Origin of the sequence: Streptomyces sp. NPDC058464 (assembly GCF_042721035.1) — a bacterium.
In the GTDB taxonomy this organism is placed as follows: Bacteria; Actinomycetota; Actinomycetes; order Streptomycetales; family Streptomycetaceae; genus Streptomyces.
The window spans coordinates 94,659-116,771 of sequence record NZ_JBHXMA010000019.1 but is presented as its reverse complement, the minus strand read 5'-3'; the positions used below and the strand labels follow the sequence as shown (position 1 = coordinate 116,771).

Below are 22,113 nucleotides of genomic sequence, written 5' to 3'. Positions count from 1 at the left end.
GTCACCAGCCCGAGGCGGTGTAGACGACGGCCCGCACGGACTCCTCGCCCCAGGCGAGCTCCCGCAGCAGGGCGGCGGTGCCCTCGTCGGGGTCGATCAGCCGCACCCCGCGCCGGGCGTACTCACGCCCGAGTTCCGGGCTGACCATGCCGGTGTGGCCGCCGACGGGCGCCCACGGTCCCCAGTGCACGGTCAGCGCCCGGTTCCCGGTGCGCTCCGCCCAGCCCGCGCCGAGGCTCTCCAGGGCGTCGTTGGCGGCTGCGTAGTCGGCCTGGCCCCGGTTGCCGAGGACGGCGGAGATGCTGCCGAACAGCACCGCGAATCCCGGCCCGTTGGGCAGCTCCGCCAGGGCCGCGAGCAGGGTGGCCGCGCCGGTCGTCTTCGTCCCGTACACCCGCTGGAAGGACTCCGGGGTCTTCTCTGCGATCAGCCGGTCCTCGATCACCCCGGCGGCGAAGACGACCCCGTCGAGGCGGCCGTGGTCGGCGTGGATCTCCTTGACGGCCTGGAGTGCGGCGTCGCGGTCGCGGAAGTCGACGGCCCGGTAGCGCGCCTCGCTGCCGAGCGCGGCGAGTTCGGCGAGGGTGGCGGTGATCTCCCGCTGGGCCAGGATCAGTTCGGCCTCGCGGTTGATCTCTGCGGGCTTCATACCGCCCCGGGCGGCGAGGGCGGCGCGGAGTCCGGCCGGGGTGTCGGCGGCTGCGGTGTCCGGGGCCTCCGGGCCGGTGGGCGCGGCGGTCCGGCCGAGCAGCTCGATCCGGCAGCGGGAGGCGGCGGCGAGGGTGGCCGCGAACTTGGCGGTGATGCCCCGGGCGCCACCGACCAGCAGCACCACGGAGTCCCGGTCGAGGCCGAGGGCGGCGGCCTCGGCGGCCCCTTCCCCGGCCGGTCCGGCCCCGGTGCCGGCGAGCGCGCCGGGCTTCACCTCGACCAGTTCGAGGCCCTGCCGGCCGGCGGCCGTGCGCAGGACGACCGGAGCCGGTTCGGGGGCGAGCAGCTCGGCGACCAGTGCGTCGGCGACCGCCTCGGGTGCGGTGTCCCCGAGGGTCACGACCCGGGCGACGGTGTCCGGGTACTCCCGGGCGACGGTTCGGAAGAGCCCGTGCAGCCCGGCCGAGCGTGCCGCGTCCGCGCCGTCGGCGGGGCGGGCGGCCAGCAGCCAGCGCGGGTTCCTGGCCAGGGCCGCCCGCAGGACCGGGAAGGCGTCGGGCAGCACGGGTGCGTCGCTGCCGGGCAGCGCGCCCAGGTACAGCACGCCGTCCACGGCGCCGTCCGCCTCCCCGGGCAGGTGGTCCGCGTCGACGGTGACCGCCTCCGCGCCGTGCCCTGCGAGCCGTGCCGCCACCTGCGCGCCGTTCCCGAGGACGAGGAACCGCCTGCCCGCCAGCACGGCGGCCGGGTCGGTCCCGGGCTCCGGCTGCGGCAGGTCCACGGGCCGCATCTCGAACCGCTTCGGCGCCTCGCCCGAGGGGACCTCGTCGGCCGCGGCGGACCGGGGCGCCGGAACGCCCGCGCCGGGCGCCGTCGCCGATCCGGCGGCGGCCGCGGCCGCTCCCCCGGACCCGGCGGCGGTCGCGGCGGCTGGTTCGGGTGCGGTGGCCGTCCGGTCGGTCGAGTCCGGGGCCGGTCCCGTCGGCGCCGTGGCCGTCTCCTGCTCGCCCGGGCCGACCCGCGCCCTCAGCCATCCGGTGACGGCCGCCGCCGTCCGCGCCTTGGCCAGTTCCTCGAGTTCGGCGTCGTCCAGGGTCTCCGCACCGCCCGCGATGCCGAGTCGCTTCGCCAGCTCCCCCGCGATCTCGGCCCGTTTGATCGAGTCGATGCTCAGGTCCGCCTCCAGGTCGAGGTCGGGCTCGATCATGTCCACGGGATAGCCGGTGCGCTCGCTGATGATCTCCAGGACGACCCGCTCGACGTCGGCCGCCGCCTCGGGCCCGGCCGTCGGGGCGGGCGCGGGTGCGAGCGCGAGTGCGGGCTCCGCCGGTTGCGGCTGCGCCACGACCACTTCGGCGGGCAGCAGCTGCTGGAGCACCGGCGCGGCCGGCACCTGCACCTGGGTCGCCCCGAAGTAGGTGAGCAGGACGTCGCGCTGGGCGGCGATCATCTCCCGGCTGGTGCGCAGGAACTCGGAGATCAGCGCGTCCCGGTCGGCGGGGGCGCCGTGCGGCTGGTTCGTCGTCACAGTCGTCGTCTCCACGACTCGTCGGGCCGGTGCGAGGGCACCGGGCAGGAGGTCTCCGGCGGCGGTGCGCACGAGCTGTCCGTCGACCGTCCAGCCCGGCCGCTTCGGCTCCGGGGTACGGACCGCGTCCACGGCGTCCCGGCCGCGCAGCAGCCAGGCGGTGCGTACCGGGGCCCCGGCCGCGGCCAGCCGGGCGAGCGCGTCGAGCCAGCCGCGCAGTCCGCCGCCGGCCCGCGGCTCGCAGGCCACGGTGGTGTGCGGGCGGTCGCCGAGGATCTGTCCGACGAGCCGGGTGAGGACGGTCCCGGGGCCGGCCTCCACGAAGACCCGGGCCCCGGCCTCGTACATCGCCTCGATCTGGGCGGCGAAGGCGACGGGCGAGCCGATCTGGGCGGCGAGTTCGGCGCGTACGGCGTCGGCGTCGGGCCGGTAGGGGGCCGCGGTGCGGTTGGACCACACCGGGAACTCGGGCGGTCGTACGGCCGTGTCCGCGAGGACCTCCGCGAACCGGTCGCCCGCGCCGGCCACGACCGGGCTGTGGAAGGCGCAGGCCACCGGGATCCGCTTGGCGCCGAGGCCGGCTTCACGCAACAGCCTCACGGCTTCGGTCACTTCGGCGGTCGGGCCGGAGACGACCGTCTGGCGGGGCGAGTTGTGGTTGGCCACGACCACGGAGGACGGGGCTCCGGCCGTCCGCAGCGCACGCTCGACGTCGTCCGCTCCGGCGGACACCGCGGCCATGGTGCCGGGTTCGTCGCCGGCGGCGGCCAGGATCGCGGCCGCGCGCTCGGCGCTCAGGTTCAGGAGTGTCTCGGGGGTGAGGGCGCCGGCCGCGCTGAGGGCGACGAGCTCGCCGTAGCTGTGTCCGGCGGCCATGTCGGGGCGGACGCCGGCCGCGGTCAGGAAGGCGTGGGCGGCGAGGCCGGTGATGCCGAGGGCGGGCTGGGCGGCCCGGGTGTCGGTGAGGGCCGCCCGGCGGCGCTCGCGGGTGTCGTCGTCGAACGCGGTGGGCGGGTAGAGGGTGTCGGCGTGGGCGCGGCCGAGCTGGAGGTAGTGCTGGAGCTCGGGGAAGGCGATGAGGAGGTCGGCGAGCATGCCAGGACGCTGGCTGCCCTGGCCGGGGAAGAGGAAGGCGACCTTGGCGTCGGTGCCGGCGTCGGTGCCGGCGTCGGCGTTCTGCCGCGGGTCGGGCAGGTGGATGCCGGCGGCCGGGTCGTGCTCCCCCGCGAGGACGCGGCGCAGTTGTCCGGTCAGCTCGGTCACGTCGCCCGCGACCACCGCGGCCCGTACCGGTTCGTGCGAGGCGTCCGCGCGGCGGGCGGCGGCGAGCGCCAGGTCGCGCAGCCGCCAGGACCCGGTCCCGGCGGCCCGCAGGATCTCCTCGACGCCCCGGTGGGCGGCCCGCTCGTCGCGCCCCCGGAACACGAAGAGCTCGGCGGGCCAGGCGTCCAGCCCCTGCTCCGGTGGTACCGCGCTGTCGTAGGCGGCCAGCACCACGTGGAAGTTGGTGCCGCCGAAGCCGAACGCGCTGACCCCGGCGACCCGTTCGCCGGGCGGGGTGGCCCAGGGGCGGGCCTCGGTGTGGAAGGCGAACGGGCTGCCGTCCGCCTGCCAGGCCGGGTTGGGGTGGTCGACGTGCAGGGTGGGCGGCTTGACTCCGGTGTGCAGGGCGAGGGTGGTCTTGATCAGCCCGGCGAGACCGGCGGCGCACTTCGTGTGCCCGATCTGGGACTTGACCGACCCGAGCGCGCAACCACCGTTCTCCGCGCCCGCCTCCGCGAACACCTCGCTGAGAATACCGAGTTCGGTGCGGTCACCGACGACGGTCCCGGTGCCGTGCGCCTCGACCAGGCCGACCCGGGCCGGGGAGATCCCGGCGCTGCGGTACGCCCGCAGCAGCGCGGCCCGCTGCCCCTCGGGGCGCGGGGCGGTCAGGCCCAGGGAGCGGCCGTCGCTGGACGAACCCAGGCCCTTGATCACGCCGTAGATCCGGTCGCCGTCGCGTTCGGCGTCCGCCAGCCGCTTGAGGACGACGCAGGCCACGCCCTCGCCGAGCGCGATGCCGTCGGCGGAGCCGTCGAAGGCGCGGGAGCGGCCGGTCGGGGACAGCGCGTGGACGGAGGAGAACAGGACGTAGTCGTTGATGCCGTTGTGCAGGTCGGCGCCGCCGCACAGCACGACGTCGCTGGTGCCGGCGGTGAGCTCCTTGCAGGCGACGTCGACGGCGGCCAGCGAGGAGGCGCAGGCGGCGTCGACGGTGTAGTTGGCGCCGCCCAGGTCGAGACGGTTCGCGATCCGCCCCGAGATGACGTTGGCGAGCATGCCCGGGAAGGAGTCCTCGGTGAGCTGCGGCAGCTGGTCCTCGAGGCCGTCGGGCACCTTGCCGTAGTAGGACGGCAGGACGGCGCGCAGGGTGGCCGCGTTGGAGAGGTCGCTGCCGGCCTCGGCGCCGAAGACGACGGAGGTGCGCGAGCGGTCGAACTCCCGCCCCCGCTCGCCGTATCCGGCGTTGTCCAGGGCGCGCCGGGCGGCCTCGAGGGCGAGCAGCTGGACGGGCTCGATGTGGCCGAGGGAGGCGGGCGGGATGCCGTAGCCCAGCGGGTCGAAGGGGATCGGCGGCAGGAAGCCGCCCCACTTGGACGTCGTGGTGCCGTCGGCGTGGTGCACGGCGGGATCCCAGCGCTCCACCGGTACCTCGGTGACCGCGTCGTGCCCGGCGACCACGTTCCCCCAGAAGGTGGCGAGGTCGGGGGCCTGCGGGAACATGCAGGCCATGCCCACGATCGCGATGTCGAGCGGGGCCGGGGCGGGGGGCTCGACCGGGCTCGCCGCCGCCGTCCGCCGCGCGAGGAAGTCGGCGGCCCCGTCGGTCACGGCGTGGTGCAGGGCGGCCACGGTGGTGGTCGCCGAGCGCAGGACGGCGACCTCTCCGGCCATGAACATCCCGTCGGAGAACTGCCGTTCCTCCTCCACGGGCGTCAACTCACCGTCACCCGACCGGTCGACGCCTTTGCTGGCGATGCGCAGCCGGCCGACGTTGAGCCGTTCCAGCTCCTCCCACACCCGCCGGTCGGGCACCCCGCTCTCCCGCAACTCCGCCTCGCGCTCGCGGTAGTTGTAGGTGAACGGGCTGGGGACACAGCGGGTGGCGTGGCCGGGAGCGGTCTCCAGGAGGGCCGTCGATGCGGCCGCCACGACCTGGCGCTGGAACAGGGGCTGGATCGCGCCCCGGTCCACGGCCTCCTCGGTGAAGAGGTAGGCGGTGCCCATGAGCAGGCCGACGGCCGCGCCCCGGGCGGTGAGCGGCGCGGCGAGCGCGGCGACCATCGCCGCCGAGCGTTCGTCGTGGATGCCGCCCGCGAAGAACACCTCCACGTTCGCCGCGTCCGGGAAGTCCTCCAGTACGGCGAGCTGGGCCTCCCAGAGCGGGAAGCTCGCGCGCGGTCCGACGTGGCCGCCGCACTCGGAGCCCTCGAACACGAACTTCCGGGCCCCGGCGTCCAGGAACTGCCGCAGCAGCCCCGGCGAGGGCACGTGCAGGAAGGTGCTGATCCCGGCCCGCTCCAGGGCCTCCGCCTGGGCGGGCCGGCCGCCGGCGACGATCGCGTGGCTGGGCCGCAGCTCGCGCACTGCTTCGAGCTGGGCGTTCCGGAGTTCCTCGGGCGCGAAGCCCAGCACGCCGACACCCCAGGGGCGTCCGTCGAGCGCGGCCTTGGCCTCGGTCAGCATCTCCCGGGTGCGGGCGCCGTCGGCGAGGGCCAGCGCCAGGAAGGGCAGCGCCCCGTCGTCGGCGACGGCCGCGGCGAAGGCGGCCCGGTCGCTCACCCGGGTCATCGGGCCCTGGGCGACGGGCAGCCGGGTGCCGAGGGCTCGGCTCATGGCGGAGGTGGCGGGCCGCAGCGCGTCGGCGGCCGGGCTCGGCGCGTCGACTGCACCGCTCCCCCGGATGGCTGCCGTCAACTCCCGTACGGTCCGGCGTACATCCCCCCACCGCTCGGCGAACCGGGCGGCGAGGAAGCCGTCCTGGCCCACCGGGAGCAGTTGGGTGCGCAGGTCCTCGGCGCCGAGCAGCGCGGCGACCGCGGCCGGGTCGTCGGCGGGCGGGCGCACGGCGTCCGGGCCGCGGCGGTGCAGGACCCGGTGTCCGGCCACGACGGCGGTCTCGGAGCCGTCCAGGGAGCGCAGTGCGGCCGCCGTCGCCTCGGGCAGCCGGGACTCGGCGAGCAGTGCCAGTTGGCTGTCGAGGACCACCCCGGCCGCGCCGCCGGCCACCGCGGCCGCCGCCGTGTGCGGTCCGATGCCGCCGGCGGCCCACACCGGAACGTCCAACTCGTCGGCTGTCAGCAGTTGTTGGAGGAGGACGAAGGTGCTGAGCTCGCCGACCCGGCCGCCGCTCTCGGCGCCCCGGGCGATCAGCCCGTGCGCGCCGGCCGCGACCGCGGCACGCGCCCCGGCCAGGTCGGTCACCTCGGCCAGCACCCTGGTGTGCGGGGCGAGTTCGGCGATGGTCCAGGGTGCGTCGGCGGCCCGGACCACGGTGTCCGGGCCCGGGCCGGGATCGTCCGGACCGGATTCGTCCGGGACGAGTTCGTGCGGGGTGAGGGCGCAGCCGGCGGCTATTCGCACGCCGTACGGCCCCGGCGCCGCCCGTCTCAGCCGGGCCAGTGCCTCCCGGGTTCTTCGGTCGCCGCGGCCCAGGTCGAGGACGCCGAGTCCGCCGGCGGCACAGACCGCTGTGGCGAGCCTGGCATCGGGTTCTCCGAAAGGGGTGATGCACATGATCAGGTCGACGGCACGCACAGGGGACGTCATGACGCTCCGAATAATCGGGAGGACAGCACGGTGGGGGATGTGTGCGGCGGAAAGCTCGTGGTGAGGCCACCGGAAACTAGCGAGTTCGTTACTCGCGGGTCAATAACGGAGCGTGCCGGTCGCGTCCGGTAGCATTGATTCGGCCAGCGGGTGGAATTCACCGCAAGAGCCGAAAATCCGAGCAATCCACTTCGGGGCGGCCGTCGGACGGCGCGGGGAACGCTGGCGGCACACCGCCACAAGCCCGTCAAAGCGCCCTGGCCATTCACCCGGCACTCACCGCGGCGCAACGCGGCGTGCGGCCGCGCCGAGCTCTGTAAATTCGGGATGACTTCGGTCCGCTGGCTCGATCGTGGCACACCGGAAACCCAGGCTGAACGCCTCCGCGTCAACCCTCACCCAATCCTGACAAAAACCTGCCGTCAACCGCATTGCTGCAAATGAAACACACAGCGGGGAAAATTCTTGTAAACCCTTGAAGTAAAGGGCCGGAGAGCCACGGGCTCCCCGGCCGCTCATTGACAGGAATTCAGCGGTGGCCGTCACCCACCCGCGCGCCGGTGCGCAGCCTCAGGTCGCCCGACGAGGCGCCGATCCAGACGGTCCGCCGCCCGGTGCCCAGTGTCCAGCGGTGGTGCCGCACGTCCCAGGACGACAGGGTCCGCGCGGCCACCCGCACGGTCACCCGCCGCCGCTCCCCGGCCCGCAGGGCGAGCCGCCGGTAGCCGCCCAACACCCGTACCGCCTGGTCGAGTCGGAGCTCCGGGGAGGGTCCGACGTACACCTGCGGCACGTCGGTCCCGGCGCGGCGCCCGGTGTTGTGCACGGTGAACGTCACCTCCAGCCCGTCGTGCGTCCAGCGTGCCCGGGGGTCGGAGTACGCGAAAGAGGTGTACGACAGTCCGTGCCCGAAGGGGAAGAGAGGCCGCACGCCCTGCCCGTCGTACCAGCGGTAGCCGGCGTGGATGCCCTCGGAGTACTCCTCCACACCGTCGGCGCCCGGGTAGCGGCGCGGGTCGCCGGCGACCGGGTGATGGTCGTCGTCTGCCGGGAAGGACTGGGTGAGGCGGCCGCCCGGGTCGCTGTCGCCGTAGAGGACGGCCGTGGTGGCGGCCGCGCCCTTCTGGCCCGGGTAGTACATCTGGAGCACGGCCCCGGTCTGCGCCAGCCACGGCATCGAGGTGCACGAGGAGGTGTTGAGGACGACGGTGGTGCGCGGGTTGGCCGCGGTCACCGCCCGGATCAGCGCCTCCTGGTGGCCGGGCAGGGCGACGGTCGTACGGTCGAGGCCCTCGGTGGCGTCCTCGTAGGCGAACAGCACGGCGTGCCGGGCGGCCCGGGCGGCGGCCACGGCGTCGGCGACGTCCTGCGCCCGGGTCGCGCCGGTGCTGCGCCGCAGCCGGAACAGCAGACCTGCGTCGCCGCCGTCCGCCGTGATCTTCAACGTGTGGGCGCCACGGGCGAGTTGAAGCGTCTTCCGGCGGACGCCGAGGCCGTCGGGGGCGACGGCGACCAAGCCGCCGGAGAAGTACTCGCCGTATCCGGCCGCGAGCGGGAAGAGCTCCTCGCCGTCGAGCAGGACCTTGGGGCGGGCGGTGGCCGCGGAGGAGAAGTGGAGCACGAAGGTCCACTCGTCGTCCTCGGTGGCGGTGAGCGTACCGTCGTACGCCCATGACTTTCCGGCGCCCACCTGCTGTCCCTCCGTGGTGAGGCCGGGGCTGAGGGCGTCGGCCGGCAGGGCCTTGCCGAACAGGTCCTCGCCGAGGGCGTAGGTGACCGTGGCACGGGTCCGGGCCCTGATGGCGTCGAGGGGGCTGTCGGCGTGGTCGGGGACGACATGGGCGCTGCCGCCGCCGCTGACGAAGGGCAGTGAGCCGGTCGGTCCGATCACCGCGACGCTGCCGCCGTCCAGGGGCAGGGTGCGGTGCTCGTTGCGCAGCAGGGTCGCGCCGGCCTTGGCGACCTCCAGGGCCACGGCCGCGCCCGCCCGGGCGTCGCGGTCGGGGCGGGGAGGGGCGCTGCCGTCGAGGAGACCGAAGCGGTCCATCACCGCGAGGATCCGCCGTACCGCCCGGTCGACGTACTTCTCGGGCACGCTGCCGTTCTGCACCGCCGACTTGAGGGCCGTACCGAAGTAGGTGCCGTCGGGCATCTCCATGTCGAGGCCGGCGGTGAGTGCGGCGGCGGTGCTGTGGGCGGCGAACCAGTCGGTCATCACCCAGCCCCCGAAGCCCCACTGGTCGCGGAGGATGTCGGTGAGCAGCGTCTTGTTCTCGCAGGCGAAGGTGGAGTTGACCTTGTTGTAGGAGCCCATGACCGCGCCGGTGCCGGCACCCACCGCCGCCTCGAAGCCGCGGAGTTCGAGTTCGTGCATGGTCTGTTCGCCGGCGTGCACGTCGATCGTGTTGCGGTCCCGCTCCTGGTTGTTGAGGGCGAAGTGCTTGACGGTCGCGATCAGGCCCTCGCCCTGGATTCCCCCGATCTCGGCGGCGACCAGGTCGGAGGCGAGCAGCGGGTCCTCGCTGAACGTCTCGAAGTTACGGCCTGCGTAGGGGGTGCGGATGAGGTTGACCATCGGAGAGAGCAGCACGTCCTGGCCGAGGGCGCGGCCCTCGCGGCCGATCACCTGGCCGTAGCGGCGGGCCAGTTCGGGGTCGAAGGCGGAGGCGAGCAGGACGGGGGCGGGCAGGGCGGTGGCGTGCTCGGTGATCCGGACACCGGCCGGGCCGTCGGCGAGCCTGAGGGGCGGGATGTCCAGCCGGGGGACGCCGGGCACGTAGCCGGCCTGGCCGAGGGAGCCGGGGTCGTCGGCCCCGTGCAGCAGGGAGATCTTCTCGTCGAGGGTGAGCCGGGCGAGCAGCCCCTCGACGCGGGGACCGGCCCCGGCCTCGGGTCTGTCCGCCGCCGCGGCGGGCATGGACGGGAGAAGTCCGCCGGTGGCCGCGGCGGCGACCGCGACGGCGCCGGCCGTCAGTCGTAGGGCGGATCGTCGGGAGACGGTTGCGGACATGAGCCGTCACTCCTTCGGTGTGCGGGCACGACGGTGTGGACCGCGAAGACGCCGGGGCCGCCCGGACCGCGTTCGGCCTGTGAACGCATCGACCGCCACAGGACCTTGACGACAGGTCAGCCGTACCACCGGCGCTCCGGAAACGTAGATCCGGTGGTGACTCGTGTCAATGATCTGAACAGAAGACCGTCCGAAGCCGACAAGAACCGAAAGCGGAGAGCCCGCAGACGTGGACGTGGGCGTGGGCGTGGGCGTGGGCGTCGTGCCAGACGCCGCTGCTGTTGCGGGAGCGGACGTGCCGGCGCCGGCATCAACCTGATGCCCGGCGGAGCCCGCACCCTGTCCCGGTTGCTGCCGCCGCGTGCCGCCGGCTGCCGCCGGGTGCGTCATCGCCGACCTCGGCTGTTTCCGGGGCTCCCGCGTCCTCGCCCGCCGGCGGCACTCGTCCTGTGGGCCGCGGGCTCCGCGGCCCTGTCGACGTTCCGCACCTCCGGGCAGGGCCCGGCGTCCACCGTTCCGCAGAGGGCGCCGCACGTGATCGCCGGCGGTTCTGTCCGACGCCCGGCGGGCGGCAGGCCGACACCTGGCGGGCGGCAGGCCGGCGTCCGACGGACGGTGAGCGCCGCGCGGGCGCTAGCCGAGCAGGCCGGTCACCTCGCTCACGACGTCCGGGACGGAACCGGGTACGTCCGTCACGGCGGCCGGTACCGAGTCCAGGACGTCGCCGACCGCCTCGGTGACCGGAGCCGCGGGCTCGCGGGGCGCGGTCGGGGTGACGGCGACGGGACGCTCACGGGATCCGGCCTGCGCGACCCGCGTGCCGTACGGCTCCCGCGGTTCACCCGTCCGTTCCTCCGGAGCGGGCGGGGGCGGGGGGATGTCCGTCGGCGCGGCCTTCCCCGGCGCCGGGGGTGCGGAGGGCGTGGCCCCCGGAGTCACCGCCGCACCGCCGCTCCCGGACTCCAGGTCCCAGCGCTGCCGCACCGCCCCGCTGCGCCGGGCCACGACCACCCGTGTGCCGTCGGCGGCCAGCGCGAGGTCCTTGTCCCAGCGCAGCAGGAGTTCGCCGCGCACCGTCAGGTCGTACGACACCTCCCCCGCGTGCACCAGACAGCCGGAGACCACGACGCTGTGCGCACCGGGGTCGGCGGCGAGGCAGAGGGTGGGGTCGAGCGCGCTGCGCAGCAGGCCGTCGTCCTGGTACGACCACTGCTGGGACCCGCTGTCCGAGCAGCGGCCGAGCCGCAGTTCCGCCCCGGTCCGCACCTGGCCCCCGCGCACGTCCACGCAGAGCCCGGCGTCGAGGCTGCGCAGCCTGCCGTGGGCGATCTCGACGGGCTCGCCCACCGAGGCCGGGGACGGGGAGGCCGCGGAGGGCGGGTTCGCGGCGGGGCCGGACCGGGTGGTGGTGCCGCCGCTGGGGGCTCCCCAGGTGGTGGTGCCGGGACGCGGGACAGCGTTGTCATCGGACCAGCTCTTGGCCACGAGCACGGTGGCGAGCAGTGCGAGGGAGACCAGGCCCGCACCGGCCAGCACGGCCTTGCGCCGTCCGCTCTCGGACCCGATGCGGTGCCGTCCGCCGGGCACCGCCCCCGGTGCGGGTCCGCCGTCGGCCGGCCAGGCCTCGACGACCGCGCCGTGGCCGGGCCGCGTGTCGAGATAGCGTCGGGCGCCCCAGCCGAGCACGGTCTCGGCGAGCAGCACCTCCAGGCCGCCGTCGAAATGGCTGAGCTGTTCGGCGGCGTGCCGGCAGTACCGGCATTCGGTCAGATGCCGTTGCACATCGGGGAGCAGAGAGCCGCCCCGGCGAATGGGAACGTCGAGCAGCCGGTTGTAGAAGCGGCATTCCTGCGAAGGCGCGAGTTCCCGGTGGGCGCGTACCAATCCGATCCCGAATTGTTCGCGGGCCTGGTCCAGGGCGGCCGTGGCGGTTGCGGTGTCGACACCCAGCAGACCAGCGGGTATGTTTATGGGTTCGGCTTCGACCTCGGAGTGCCAGAGGAGGCATTGCGAGGCTCCCGGAAGAGCCTGGAAAGCGCGCTCGGCCAGTTGCCGTCTTTCGGGGGTGCCGCGCCTTGAGGCGCTGAGTCCGCGGCCGCCGGTGGTCTTGCGCAGTTCCGGTGCGATCACCGATATGGCCTCGTCCGCGGCCCAGGCGCGGACGGTCTCCCGTACCGCCACGAGGAGCTGGGGGCGCAGGGCGCCGCCCACCGCGCCGCCGGCCAGTCTGCCGAGGACCCGCTCGAAGGCGGCGCTGGCGACGAGCTGGGCGGTGGGCGTGGCGGAGGCGAGACAGACGACGGCGTAGTCGCAGGTGGCGCGCCAGTGCCGGGCGAGCAGCAGGGCGACGGCATGGTGCCTGGCCGCGGGGGTCCCGGTGAGTTGGGCGATGAGATTGCGGTCGGACTCCCCCGGGGTCGAACCGGGGCGAGGCGGGTAAGGCGGGCGTGGGGGGTAGGGGGATTGCACTGAACCATTTCCTTCCGAGCCGCAGGACGGCATGCGAAATGGCGCCCTGACGGAATGCAGTGCTGATCGGTGCGATTGGTGCGTACCTTTGGGGTCCATAACGGCCGGCCTGGCGGCCGTACCGTTGCGTGGACCCCTCCCGCGGGGTGGCTCACCTTTGCACACAGGTCTCACAGGAAACAAGAAGTTGAGGTGACCTAAGTTCAAAGAGACGGGAATTCAGATAAGTTACCGGCGGTATCAGCGCCCGGCCGGGATTCAGCGGTCGCACAGGTTCAACTTGTGTGCACCACGGACCCGATGGCACACGAAATCTTCAACTCCCGGACGGCCGGGGTCACCCGCGGCGGAACGGGGAGTTCCACAGCCGCCTCCCACGTTTCTCCCGGCCCTCTCTCATCCCGGCGGGTCAGCATGTGCCGCATGATCGCCCCCCACTCCCCCGCCCCCACGTCCCCCCGGCCGGTCCGCAAGGCCGTCGTCCCGGCCGCCGGGCTCGGCACCCGGTTCCTGCCTGCCACCAAGGCGACGCCGAAGGAGATGCTGCCGGTCGTCGACAAGCCGGCCATCCAGTACGTCGTCGAGGAGGCCGCCAAGGCCGGGCTCGACGACATCCTCATGGTCACCGGCCGGCACAAGCGGGCCATCGAGGACCACTTCGACAACGCCTTCGAGCTGGAGCAGGCGCTGGCCGCCAAGGGCGACACCGTGCGCCTGGACGCCGTACGCGATCCCGCGCGGCTCGCCGACATCCACCACATCCGCCAAGGCGACCCGCTCGGCCTCGGCCATGCGGTGCTCTGCGCCAAGCACCACGTGGGCGACCAGCCCTTCGCGGTACTCCTCGGCGACGACCTGATCGACGCCCGCGAGACCCTGCTCAGCCAGATGCTGGACGTCCGCGACCGCTACCAGGGCAGTGTCGTCGCGCTGATGGAGGTCGACCCGTCCCAGGTGCACCTCTACGGTTGCGCCGCCGTGGCGCCGACCGGCGAGGACGGCGTGGTGAGGGTGACCGGCCTGGTGGAGAAGCCGTCCCCGGAGAAAGCGCCCAGCAACTACGCGGTCATCGGCCGCTACGTCCTGGACCCGGAGGTGTTCGACGTCCTGGAACGGACCGCACCCGGCCGCGGCGGCGAGATCCAGCTGACCGACGCGCTGCAGGACCTGGCGGCGGCCGGCACGGTCCACGGGGTGGTCTTCGACGGGCTGCGCTACGACACCGGCGACAAGGCCGACTACCTGCGCACGGTGGTCCGGCTCGCCTGCGAACGTCCGGACCTGGGGCCCGAGTTCACGGCGTGGCTCAAGGAGTTCGTGGCGGGCCTGGAAGAGGACGGGGCCGGGCGCGAGGAGAGCCGCGCCGCCTGAGCGGCCCCTGCTCAGGACGGGGTGGGGGCTCGGCGGCCCTCACCCCGTCCGGCGTTCGCGGCGCCGGTCAGCCGTTGGGACGCAGCGTCCAGACGACGGTCATCTCACCCGTGACGGCCCCGTCCTCGCGCGTGATGGCGACGGCGACCGGGAACTCGGGGCGTTTGCCCTCGTCGAGCTCGGCGACGACCTCGGCGATCGGACGGCCCAGCGTCGCGGTGGCCCTGACCGGGCCGAGGGCGACCTTCTTGTAGGCGATCTCGGCGCTGACGGCGAGCGGTACGGCCCGGGACAGCTGGTCACCGAAGGCCGCCAGCACGATCGCACCGCTCGCCGACTCGGCGAGGGTGAACATCGCACCCGCGTGCGGTCCGCCGATGTGGTTGTGGAATTCCCCCTGGTCCGGCAGGGACAGCACGGCCCGCTCCGGAGTGGTCTCCAGGTACTCCAGGTTGAGGGTCCGCACCATCGGGACCGTGGCGGCGAGCATCTCGCCTATCGACATCTGGTCAGTGCTCATGACGAGCACGTTACTCACGAGTAGCAGAGTCTGGCCAGAGCCGACGCCATGACCGTTGTCACGCCTCTCGCCGTCGGGGGTTCGGGCGGCGACCTCCGCGGCAGGCTGTACGACGTCCCGGGCGGCACTAGGGTTACGAGCCATGTGGCCAGAACAGCAGCCGCCAGGGGGCGAGCAGTACCCGCAGAACAACCCGTACCAGCAACCGGGTTACCAGCAGCCGAATCCGTATCAGCAGCCCGGCTACCAGCAGTATCCGCAGCAGGGCGGGTACGGGCAGCAGCCGCAGTGGGGGCCGGCCGGGCCCGCCGGGGCTCCGCAGGCGCCGCAGGGCGGCGGGGGTGGAGGCGGTGATCGCACGAAGCTGGTCGCGATCATCGCGGCGACGGCCGTCGTGGTGGCGGCCGGGGTGACCGGGTTCCTGGTCCTCGGCGGCAAGAAGGACGACAAGGCGGACACCGGCAGGAACCAGCGGGCGACCCAGTCGCCGGCCGTCTCCGCCTCGGCCTCCGCGTCCGCGTCCGCGTCCGCGTCGACGGACGACGATCCGCGCGGTGACGACGGCACCGAGAAGCCGACGGTCGCCGGCTGGAAGACCGTCGTGAATCCCAAGTGGGGCACGGCCTTCGACGTGCCGGCCGACTGGGAGGTGCTGACCTCCGGGACGTCCGTCGGCTTCGAGGACAAGGACGGCAAGCCGATCATCACGATGTCGGCGCCCGCCCAGTACAAGTCGAAGTGGTGCACGAGCGACGACGACAAGGACGGCAGGACCGAGGACACGGCCCTGGCGGCGGTCGGCACCAAGGGCGAGAGCGGCGCGAAGACCCCGGGCGACGCGGCCGTCCGGGAGGTCCCCTGGTGGGTGTACGGCGGTTACACGTACCCGGACAGGAAGAGCATCACCTACGACGAGAAGGCCACCGCCTACACCACCGCCTCGGGCCTCAAGGGCGCCTACGCCTGGGCGCGTTCGACGAACAGTCCGCAGAAGGGCAAGTGCGCCGGCGACGGCAAGGCGATCACCTTCGGCTTCGAGAACTCGGCCGGCGACCTGGTGTCGTGGGACTTCTACGGCGCCAGGGGAGTGAACGGCGAGGTCCCGACCGCGACGATCATGAAGATCCTCAGCACGGTGCGGCTGCACGGCACCCCGACCGGGGGCTGACACCGGCCGCCGACCGGATTCCCGGGCTTCCGGCGCCCGCGCACCGGATGCCCGGGAATCGGATTGGCAAGGCGGGCTCCCGGCGGGGATAGTCGGGCGGTGACCTCCGCCTCCGACTCCCCCGGCACCCGTTCCCGGCTGCGCAGACCCGCCTGGGCGGGGCGCAACTACAGCCTGCTGACCGCGGCGACGATCGTGACCAGCCTGGGCGCCAACGGCTCGCTGATCGCCGCCGCGTTCGCGGTGCTGGACGCGGGCGGCGACGGCGGGGACGTCGGCCTGGTGGCCGCCGCCCGCACCTTCCCGCTGGTGCTGTTCCTGCTCGTCGGCGGCGCGGTGGCGGACCGTTTCCCCCGTCATCGCGTGATGGTCTCGGCCAACGCCCTCAACTTCCTCTCCCAGGGCACCTTCGCCGTCCTCGTGCTCACCGGCGAGCCCCGCCTGTGGCAGATGATGCTGCTCACCGCGTTGGGCGGTACCGGCCAGGCGTTCTTCAGCCCGGCGTCGGAGGGCATGCTGCTGTCCTCGGTGAGCGGCGAACAGGCGGGCCGTGCGTTCGCCGTGTTCCGGATGGCGATGCAGAGCGCGGCCCTCGGGGGTGCGGCCCTGGGCGGCGCGCTGGTGGCGGCGGTGGGCCCCGGCTGGGTGCTGGCGGTGGACGCGGCGGCGTTCGCGGTCGCCGGTGCGCTGCGCTCGTTCCTCGACGTCAGTCATGTCCCGCCGCGCACGCCGGGCGAGGGGATGCTGGCCGATCTCCGGGAGGGCTGGCGGGAGTTCGCGGGCCGTCCCTGGCTGTGGGGGATCGTCGTCCAGTTCTCGGTCGCGAACGCGATGGTGGGCGCCACCGACGCGGTGTACGGCCCGCTCGTCGCCCGCGACAGCCTCGGCGGCGCGGGACCCTGGGGCCTCGCCCTCGCCTGTTTCGGCGCGGGCACGGTGGCCGGCGCCCTCCTGATGACCCGCTGGAAACCCCGCCGGCTCCTGTTCGTCGGCACCCTCTGCATCTTCCCGCTGGCGCTCCCCTCGGCGGCGCTGGCGGTACCCGTCCCGGTGGGAGCCCTCTGCGCGGTGATGTTCCTGGCCGGGGCCACGGTCGAGGTCTTCGGCGTCTCCTGGATGACCGCCCTGCACCAGGAGATCCCCGAGGAGAAGCTCTCCCGGGTCTCGGCCTACGACTGGTTCGGCTCCGTCTCCCTGCTGCCCCTGGCGACGGCGCTGGCGGGCCCCGCCGAGCAGGCCTTCGGCCGGGGCCCGGCCCTGTGGGGCTGCGCGGGCGTGGTCGTCGCCGTGACGGCCGCGGTGCTGCTCGTCCCGGACGTCCGCAACCTCACCCGCCGGACGGTGCCGGTCACCACACAGCCGTCGGCCGCCTCACCCGATCCCGAACGTTCCACCGGGGGGCTCGGGTGACGGTACGGCGTCCGCGTCCCCGACCGGCCGGGCCGTGCCGATGAACTCCCGCAGCGCGGGCCCGTGTTCGACCCGCGCCGGGAAGGCGTCGGCGGCCGTACGACGGGCCAGCGCGCCGGCGTCGAGCGGCCGGTGCGAGGCGATGAGCACCGCGTTCCCGAACCGGCGCCCGCGCAGCACGCCCGGCTCGGCGATCAGCGCCAGCTCCTCGAAGACGGCGGCGAACGTGGCGAGTTGGGCACGCAGGAAGCCGAAGGGCGCGGCGTCCGCGAGGTTGGCCAGGTAGACCCCGTCGCCCCTCAGCACCCGCTCGGCCTCGCGCGCATACCCCAGCGAGGTGAGATGCGCGGGGATCCGGGACCCCCCGAAGACATCGGCGACGATCACGTCGGCGGAGTCCCCGGGCGCCGCTTCCAGCCAGCCCCGCGCGTCGGCGGTGTGCAGGGCGATCCCGGTGCCGTCCGTCAACGGCAGATGCTCGGTGACCAGCTCCAGCAGCTCCCGGTCGGCGTCCACGACATCCTGCCGGGACCCCGGCCGGGTCGCCGCCACATACCGGGGCAGCGTGCAGGCGCCCCCGCCGAGATGCAGCACCTCCAGGGGCGCGCCGGCCTCCGCCACGGCGTCCAGCACATACCCCAGCCGCCGGGCGTACTCGAACTCGAGATGCGTCGGCTCGTCGAGATCCACATACGACTGCGGCGCCCCGTCGACGGTCAGCAACCAGGCCCGCTCCCGATCGACGTCGGGCATCAGCTTGGCGGTCCCGTGCTCGGTGACACGCACGACGGGTATGGCTTCGTTCACTCCTCCATTGTGCGGTGCCGGTACCGACTCGGGGGCGCGGGGCTGCATCGCCCCGCAAGGGGCGCTGGGGGTACCCCCGGCCGAAAGCCGGGGGAGGAACTGCGCGACCGGCCCCCACCGGCCCGCAGTCCCCCACACACCGCGACCTCACTCCACCGAGGTCACGGTCCCCGCCCCCACGGTCCGGCCACCCTCGCGGATGGCGAACCCGAGCCCCGCCTCCAGCGGCACCTCCCGTCCCAGCTCCACGGTCATCTCCACCGTGTCCCCGGGCCGGGCGACCGCCGCCTCGCCGAGGTCGACGTCCCCGACCACATCCGCCGTACGGATGTAGAACTGCGGCCGGTACCCCGTCGAGACGGGAGTCGTACGACCCCCTTCGCGCCCCGACAGGACGTACACCCGCGCCGAGAACCGCCGCGCCGGCACCACACTCCCCGGCGCCGCCACCACGTGCCCCCGCCGCACCGCGTCCCGGGGCACGCCCCGCAACAGCAGCGCCACGTTGTCCCCGGCCTGCGCCTCGTCCATCGGCTTCCCGAAGGTCTCAAGCCCGGTGACGACGGACTCGACGTCCGCGCCGAGCACCTCGACCCGGTCCCCGACCCGCACGGTCCCCCGCTCCACGGCCCCGGTCACCACGGTGCCTCGCCCGGTGATGGTGAGCACGTTCTCCACCGGCAGCAGGAACGGCGCGTCCAGATACCGCTCCGGCATCGGCACGTACGTGTCCACCGCGTCGAGCAGCGCCTCGACGGACGCCGTCCAACGCGGGTCCCCCTCCAGGGCCTTGAGCCCCGAGACCCGTACGACGGGCACGGAGTCGCCGCCGTACCCCTGCGCGGTGAGCAGTTCACGGACCTCCAACTCCACGAGTTCCGCGAGCTCCTCGTCGGCCCTGTCGGCCATCGTCAGCGCGACGACGATGTGGTCGACGCCCACCTGCCGGGCGAGCAGCACGTGTTCGGCGGTCTGCGGCATGATCCCGTCGAGCGCGGAGACGACGAGGATCGCCCCGTCCAGCTGCGCGGCCCCGGTGACCATGTTCTTGACGTAGTCGGCATGGCCCGGCATGTCCACGTGGGCGTAGTGCCGGGTGTCGGTCTCGTACTCGACGTGCGCGATGTTGATGGTGATGCCGCGGGCGGCCTCCTCCGGGGCCCGGTCGATGCGGTCGAACGGCACGAACGTGCCGGTGCCGCGCTCGGCGAGGACCTTGGTGATGGCGGCGGTCAGGGTGGTCTTGCCGTGGTCGACGTGGCCCATTGTGCCGATGTTGAGATGCGGTTTGGTGCGGACGTATGCCGTCTTGGGCATGGCTGTACCTCGAAGCCTGGTCAGCGGTGATGCGTCTCGTCAGGGCGGGACGCGGGGACCCCGGGGAACCGGCCGACCCTCCCCCTGCGGGGTCCGCCGGACTTTCCGGGGAGGGTCAGCTTCGGGCGCCGTCGACAGCGGCCGCGAGAACGGGAACGGCAGCCTTCGGCGCATCCGCGACTGCGGATGCTGCGACGAGGAAGGCGAACCGGAACATGACACAGATCATGTCCGACGCGTCGCCCCACGTCGAACGGTTTTCCGCGGCGCCGATTTCACCCAAGGGACGGGAACCATACGGCGATCACACATCCGCTTCGGTTAGTGTCGCCGAATGCTCGATGCCAACCGCTCTGGCACCGCCACGGCCCCTCCCCGGGTCGCCGCCGAGGAGCTGACCATCGCCGTGCCCGCCCCGGTGAGCTTCGGCGCGCGCTGCACGCGCGTGCTGCTGTCGCCGTGGTCCCGGCTGTCCCTGCTCGTCGCCCTGCTGGCGGCGGCCGCGTCGTCGGTGCTGCTCTTCGAGCCCCAGAAACTGATGACGCGGGGCTGGCCGCCACAGGTGGCGGGCGCCACCGCGGTGGTGATCTTCGCCGTGGCGTACGGGCTGATCACGGTGGCGTTCGTGCCCCGGCCGATCCTGAACTTCGCGGCCGGCGCGCTGTTCGGCTCGGCGACGGGCATGGGCGCGGCCATGGTGGGCACCGTGCTCGGGGCGTGGATCTCCTTCGCGCTCGGCCGGATGCTCGGCCAGGAGGCGCTGCGCCCGCTGCTGCGCGGCCGGCTGCTGAAGGCGGCGGACAACCAGTTCAGCAAGCACGGCTTCCGCTCGATGCTGGCGGTACGCCTGTTCCCCGGCGTCCCGTTCTGGGCCGCGAACTACGCCGCCGCCGTCTCCCGCATGCGGTACACCCCGTTCCTGGTCGCCACCGCCCTCGGCTCCATCCCGAACGTGGCCGCGTACGTGGTGGCAGGCGCCCGAGCCTCGACCCCGACGTCCCCGGTCTTCCTGATCTCGGTGGCGGCCATCGTCGTACCGGCGGTGGCGGGCGCGGTGGTGGCCTGGCGGAAACGCCACCACTTTCGCGCGAAATGAGCCCCTAGGGCAGAGCGCCCCGTAACTACAGCGCCCCATAAGGGGCGCGGGGAACTGCGCGACCAGCCCCCACGGCGCGTCGGCCGCCCAACGACACCACGCGGCACCCCCCTAGGCGCACCGCCCCCTACCGAACCGCTTCCAAAATCATCGCGTTCGCCAGCCCACCCGCCTCACACATGGTCTGCAGGCCGAAGCGAGCGCCGCTTTGCCGCATCGCATGCACCAGCGTCGTCGTCAGCCGAGTCCCGCTCGCCCCCAGCGGATGCCCGAGGGCGATCGCCCCGCCGTTCACGTTCACCTTGGCGAGATCCGCCCCCGTCTCCTGCCGCCAGGCCAGCACCACGCTGGAGAACGCCTCGTTCACCTCGAACAGGTCGATGTCCTCGATGCCCAGCCCGGCCCGCCGCAGCACCTTCTCCGTCGCCGGGATCACGCCGGTCAGCATCAGCAACGGGTCGGACCCGGTCACGGCGAACGAGTGCAGCCGGGCCAGCGGCCGTAGCCCGAGCCTCGCCGCGGTCTCGCCGGAGGTGATGAGCACGGCGGACGCGCCGTCGTTGATCGGGCTCGCGTTGCCCGCCGTGACGTTCCACTCGATCTGCGGGAACCGCTCGGCGAACCCGGGGTCGTAGTAGGCGGGCTTGAGCCCGGCGAGGACCTCGGCGGTGGTGCCGGGCCGTACCGACTCGTCCCGGGCGACGCCGTCCAGCGGCGCGACCTGCGCGTCGAACAGCCCCGCCGCCCACGCGGCCGCCGCCTTCCGGTGCGAGGAGACCGCGAAGGCGTCCATCTCCTCCCGTCCGATGGACCACTTCGCGGCGATCAGCTCGGCGCTGATGCCCTGCGGCACCAGCCCCTCCGGGTAGCGCGCGGCGACTCCGGGGCCGAAGGGGTCCTTGCCGGCCGGCACGTTGGACCACATGGGTACCCGGCTCATCGACTCGACGCCACAGGCGACGACGATGTCGTAGGCGCCGGACATGACCCCCTGCGCGGCGAAGTGCACGGCCTGCTGGGAGGAGCCGCACTGACGGTCCACCGTGGTCGCCGGGACCGTCTCGGGGAGGCCGGCGGACAGGACGGCGTACCGGGTGGTGTTCATGGCCTGCTCGCCGACCTGGTCGACGGTGCCGCCGATCACGTCGTCGATGAGGGCGGGGTCGACGCCGGAGCGCTCGACGAGGGTGCGCAGGGTGTGGGCGAGGAGTTCTACGGGGTGGACGTGCGCCAGGGACCCGTTCGGCTTGCCCTTGCCGACAGGGGTGCGCACGGCTTCGACGATGACTGCGTCACGCATCACGGGGACCTCGATTGCCAGTCTCGACCACCGGCTCGATTACCGGTGAGTAGGAAATCCGAACCCACCATAACTCCGAGAGTTTGGAAATCCAACCCTCTACTAGACTGATCCCATGGCCGCCCCCAAGGACCCCCGCCCGTGCTCGATCGCCGACGCCCTCGCGCTCGTCGGCGAGAAGTACTCCCTGCTGGTCCTGCGGGAGGTGTGTCTGGGCAACGGCCGCTTCGACCGGCTGGTGCGCAACATCGGCGCCCCGCGCGACATCCTGGCCACCCGGCTGCGCCGGCTCGTCGACGCCGGGATCCTCACCAAGCGCGTCTACAGCGAGCGGCCGCAGCGCTTCGAGTACCGGGCCACCCCGGCGGGCCTCGAACTGGAACCGGTCCTGATGACCCTGATGGCCTGGGGCGACCGCCATCTCCACCCGGACGGCGACCGCCCCATGGTGATCGAGCACAACTGCGGCAAGACCCTCGCCCCGGTCGTCGTCTGCACGGCCTGCGGCGACCCGGTACGGCACGAGGACCTGACGGCCCACCCCCAGTCACCGGGCTGGACCGTCACCGGGCCGGAGGCCGGCTGAGCGGCCCGCTCCACGCGGCGGTCCAGCTCAAGCCGCCCACTCCCCCAGCGGTCCACGTCGGGCCGCCA

13 protein-coding genes are annotated in these 22,113 nt (G+C 73.6%); 5 read left to right on the top strand and 8 right to left on the bottom strand.

What is annotated here, in order from left to right; translation table 11 throughout:
- Window position 1 precedes the first annotated feature (1 nt).
- The 3 genes from ACFWPQ_RS24760 to ACFWPQ_RS24750 all read right to left on the bottom strand — a co-directional run bounded on the left by ACFWPQ_RS24760 (window position 2) and on the right by ACFWPQ_RS24750 (window position 12,470).
- Complete coding sequence (locus ACFWPQ_RS24760; protein ID WP_384038652.1) at window positions 2-6,991, bottom strand: SDR family NAD(P)-dependent oxidoreductase; 6,990 nt, start codon at window positions 6,989-6,991, stop codon at window positions 2-4.
- A gap of 529 nt (window positions 6,992-7,520) precedes the next feature.
- Window positions 7,521-10,001 (bottom strand): beta-glucosidase, encoded by a 2,481-nt coding sequence (locus ACFWPQ_RS24755; RefSeq protein ID WP_384038649.1) that lies wholly within the window; start codon window positions 9,999-10,001, stop codon window positions 7,521-7,523.
- Between the two features lie 633 nt (window positions 10,002-10,634).
- On the bottom strand, window positions 10,635-12,470 hold the full coding sequence (locus ACFWPQ_RS24750) for a ricin-type beta-trefoil lectin domain protein (RefSeq protein WP_384038646.1): 1,836 nt from the start codon (window positions 12,468-12,470) through the stop codon (window positions 10,635-10,637).
- A 423-nt stretch (window positions 12,471-12,893) separates the two neighbouring features.
- On the opposite strand from ACFWPQ_RS24750, the gene galU reads away from it, so the two are divergent.
- On the top strand, window positions 12,894-13,841 hold the full coding sequence (gene galU, locus ACFWPQ_RS24745; RefSeq protein WP_384038643.1) for a UTP--glucose-1-phosphate uridylyltransferase GalU: 948 nt from the start codon (window positions 12,894-12,896) through the stop codon (window positions 13,839-13,841).
- A 67-nt stretch (window positions 13,842-13,908) separates the two neighbouring features.
- On the opposite strand, the gene ACFWPQ_RS24740 is transcribed toward galU, so the two are convergent.
- Window positions 13,909-14,346, bottom strand: coding sequence for a DUF4442 domain-containing protein (locus tag ACFWPQ_RS24740; protein WP_384038879.1), 438 nt, complete (start codon window positions 14,344-14,346; stop codon window positions 13,909-13,911).
- A 157-nt stretch (window positions 14,347-14,503) separates the two neighbouring features.
- On the opposite strand from ACFWPQ_RS24740, the gene ACFWPQ_RS24735 reads away from it, so the two are divergent.
- Together ACFWPQ_RS24735 and ACFWPQ_RS24730 are read left to right on the top strand one after the other, a co-directional pair.
- The gene (locus ACFWPQ_RS24735; protein ID WP_384038640.1) at window positions 14,504-15,529 is read left to right on the top strand and encodes a hypothetical protein; all 1,026 of its coding nucleotides are present in this window, start codon (window positions 14,504-14,506) and stop codon (window positions 15,527-15,529) included.
- A 99-nt stretch (window positions 15,530-15,628) separates the two neighbouring features.
- Window positions 15,629-16,939 carry an MFS transporter gene (locus ACFWPQ_RS24730; protein WP_384038637.1) on the top strand — a complete coding sequence of 437 codons (1,311 nt, stop codon included), beginning with the start codon at window positions 15,629-15,631 and terminating at the stop codon, window positions 16,937-16,939.
- Here ACFWPQ_RS24730 and ACFWPQ_RS24725 read toward each other — a convergent pair.
- The 3 genes from ACFWPQ_RS24725 to ACFWPQ_RS24715 form a co-directional block, all read right to left on the bottom strand.
- The gene (locus ACFWPQ_RS24725) at window positions 16,901-17,746 is read right to left on the bottom strand and encodes a spermidine synthase (RefSeq protein ID WP_384038634.1); all 846 of its coding nucleotides are present in this window, start codon (window positions 17,744-17,746) and stop codon (window positions 16,901-16,903) included. The two genes, ACFWPQ_RS24730 and ACFWPQ_RS24725, sit on opposite strands and share 39 nt — an antisense overlap.
- A gap of 147 nt (window positions 17,747-17,893) precedes the next feature.
- Complete coding sequence (tuf, locus tag ACFWPQ_RS24720; RefSeq protein ID WP_361299449.1) at window positions 17,894-19,063, bottom strand: elongation factor Tu; 1,170 nt, start codon at window positions 19,061-19,063, stop codon at window positions 17,894-17,896.
- A 115-nt stretch (window positions 19,064-19,178) separates the two neighbouring features.
- A complete protein-coding gene (locus ACFWPQ_RS24715) occupies window positions 19,179-19,346 on the bottom strand; it encodes a hypothetical protein (RefSeq protein ID WP_361299625.1) in 168 nt (55 codons plus the stop codon).
- A gap of 51 nt (window positions 19,347-19,397) precedes the next feature.
- On the opposite strand from ACFWPQ_RS24715, the gene ACFWPQ_RS24710 reads away from it, so the two are divergent.
- A complete protein-coding gene (locus tag ACFWPQ_RS24710) occupies window positions 19,398-20,159 on the top strand; it encodes a TVP38/TMEM64 family protein (RefSeq protein ID WP_384038629.1) in 762 nt (253 codons plus the stop codon).
- A 127-nt stretch (window positions 20,160-20,286) separates the two neighbouring features.
- Here ACFWPQ_RS24710 and ACFWPQ_RS24705 read toward each other — a convergent pair whose 3' ends face one another.
- Window positions 20,287-21,459 carry a thiolase family protein gene (locus tag ACFWPQ_RS24705; protein WP_384038623.1) on the bottom strand — a complete coding sequence of 391 codons (1,173 nt, stop codon included), beginning with the start codon at window positions 21,457-21,459 and terminating at the stop codon, window positions 20,287-20,289.
- Window positions 21,460-21,574: 115 nt separating this feature from the next.
- Between ACFWPQ_RS24705 and ACFWPQ_RS24700 the strand changes: the two genes are divergently transcribed.
- A complete protein-coding gene (locus tag ACFWPQ_RS24700; protein ID WP_384038620.1) occupies window positions 21,575-22,045 on the top strand; it encodes a winged helix-turn-helix transcriptional regulator in 471 nt (156 codons plus the stop codon).
- The last annotated feature ends 68 nt before the right edge of the window (window positions 22,046-22,113 follow it).

Excerpts from the sequence above, each read along its gene's own strand:
- ACFWPQ_RS24760 (WP_384038652.1), bottom strand. The coding sequence starts at position 6,991 with ATGACGTCCCCTGTGCGTGCCGTCGACCTGATCATGTGCATCACCCCT.
- ACFWPQ_RS24755 (WP_384038649.1), bottom strand. The coding sequence starts at position 10,001 with ATGTCCGCAACCGTCTCCCGACGATCCGCCCTACGACTGACGGCCGGC.
- galU (WP_384038643.1), top strand. The coding sequence starts at position 12,894 with ATGATCGCCCCCCACTCCCCCGCCCCCACGTCCCCCCGGCCGGTCCGC.
- ACFWPQ_RS24740 (WP_384038879.1), bottom strand. The coding sequence starts at position 14,346 with ATGTCGATAGGCGAGATGCTCGCCGCCACGGTCCCGATGGTGCGGACC.
- ACFWPQ_RS24735 (WP_384038640.1), top strand. The coding sequence starts at position 14,504 with ATGTGGCCAGAACAGCAGCCGCCAGGGGGCGAGCAGTACCCGCAGAAC.
- tuf (WP_361299449.1), bottom strand. The coding sequence starts at position 19,063 with ATGCCCAAGACGGCATACGTCCGCACCAAACCGCATCTCAACATCGGC.
- ACFWPQ_RS24710 (WP_384038629.1), top strand. The coding sequence starts at position 19,398 with ATGCTCGATGCCAACCGCTCTGGCACCGCCACGGCCCCTCCCCGGGTC.
- ACFWPQ_RS24705 (WP_384038623.1), bottom strand. The coding sequence starts at position 21,459 with ATGCGTGACGCAGTCATCGTCGAAGCCGTGCGCACCCCTGTCGGCAAG.
- ACFWPQ_RS24700 (WP_384038620.1), top strand. The coding sequence starts at position 21,575 with ATGGCCGCCCCCAAGGACCCCCGCCCGTGCTCGATCGCCGACGCCCTC.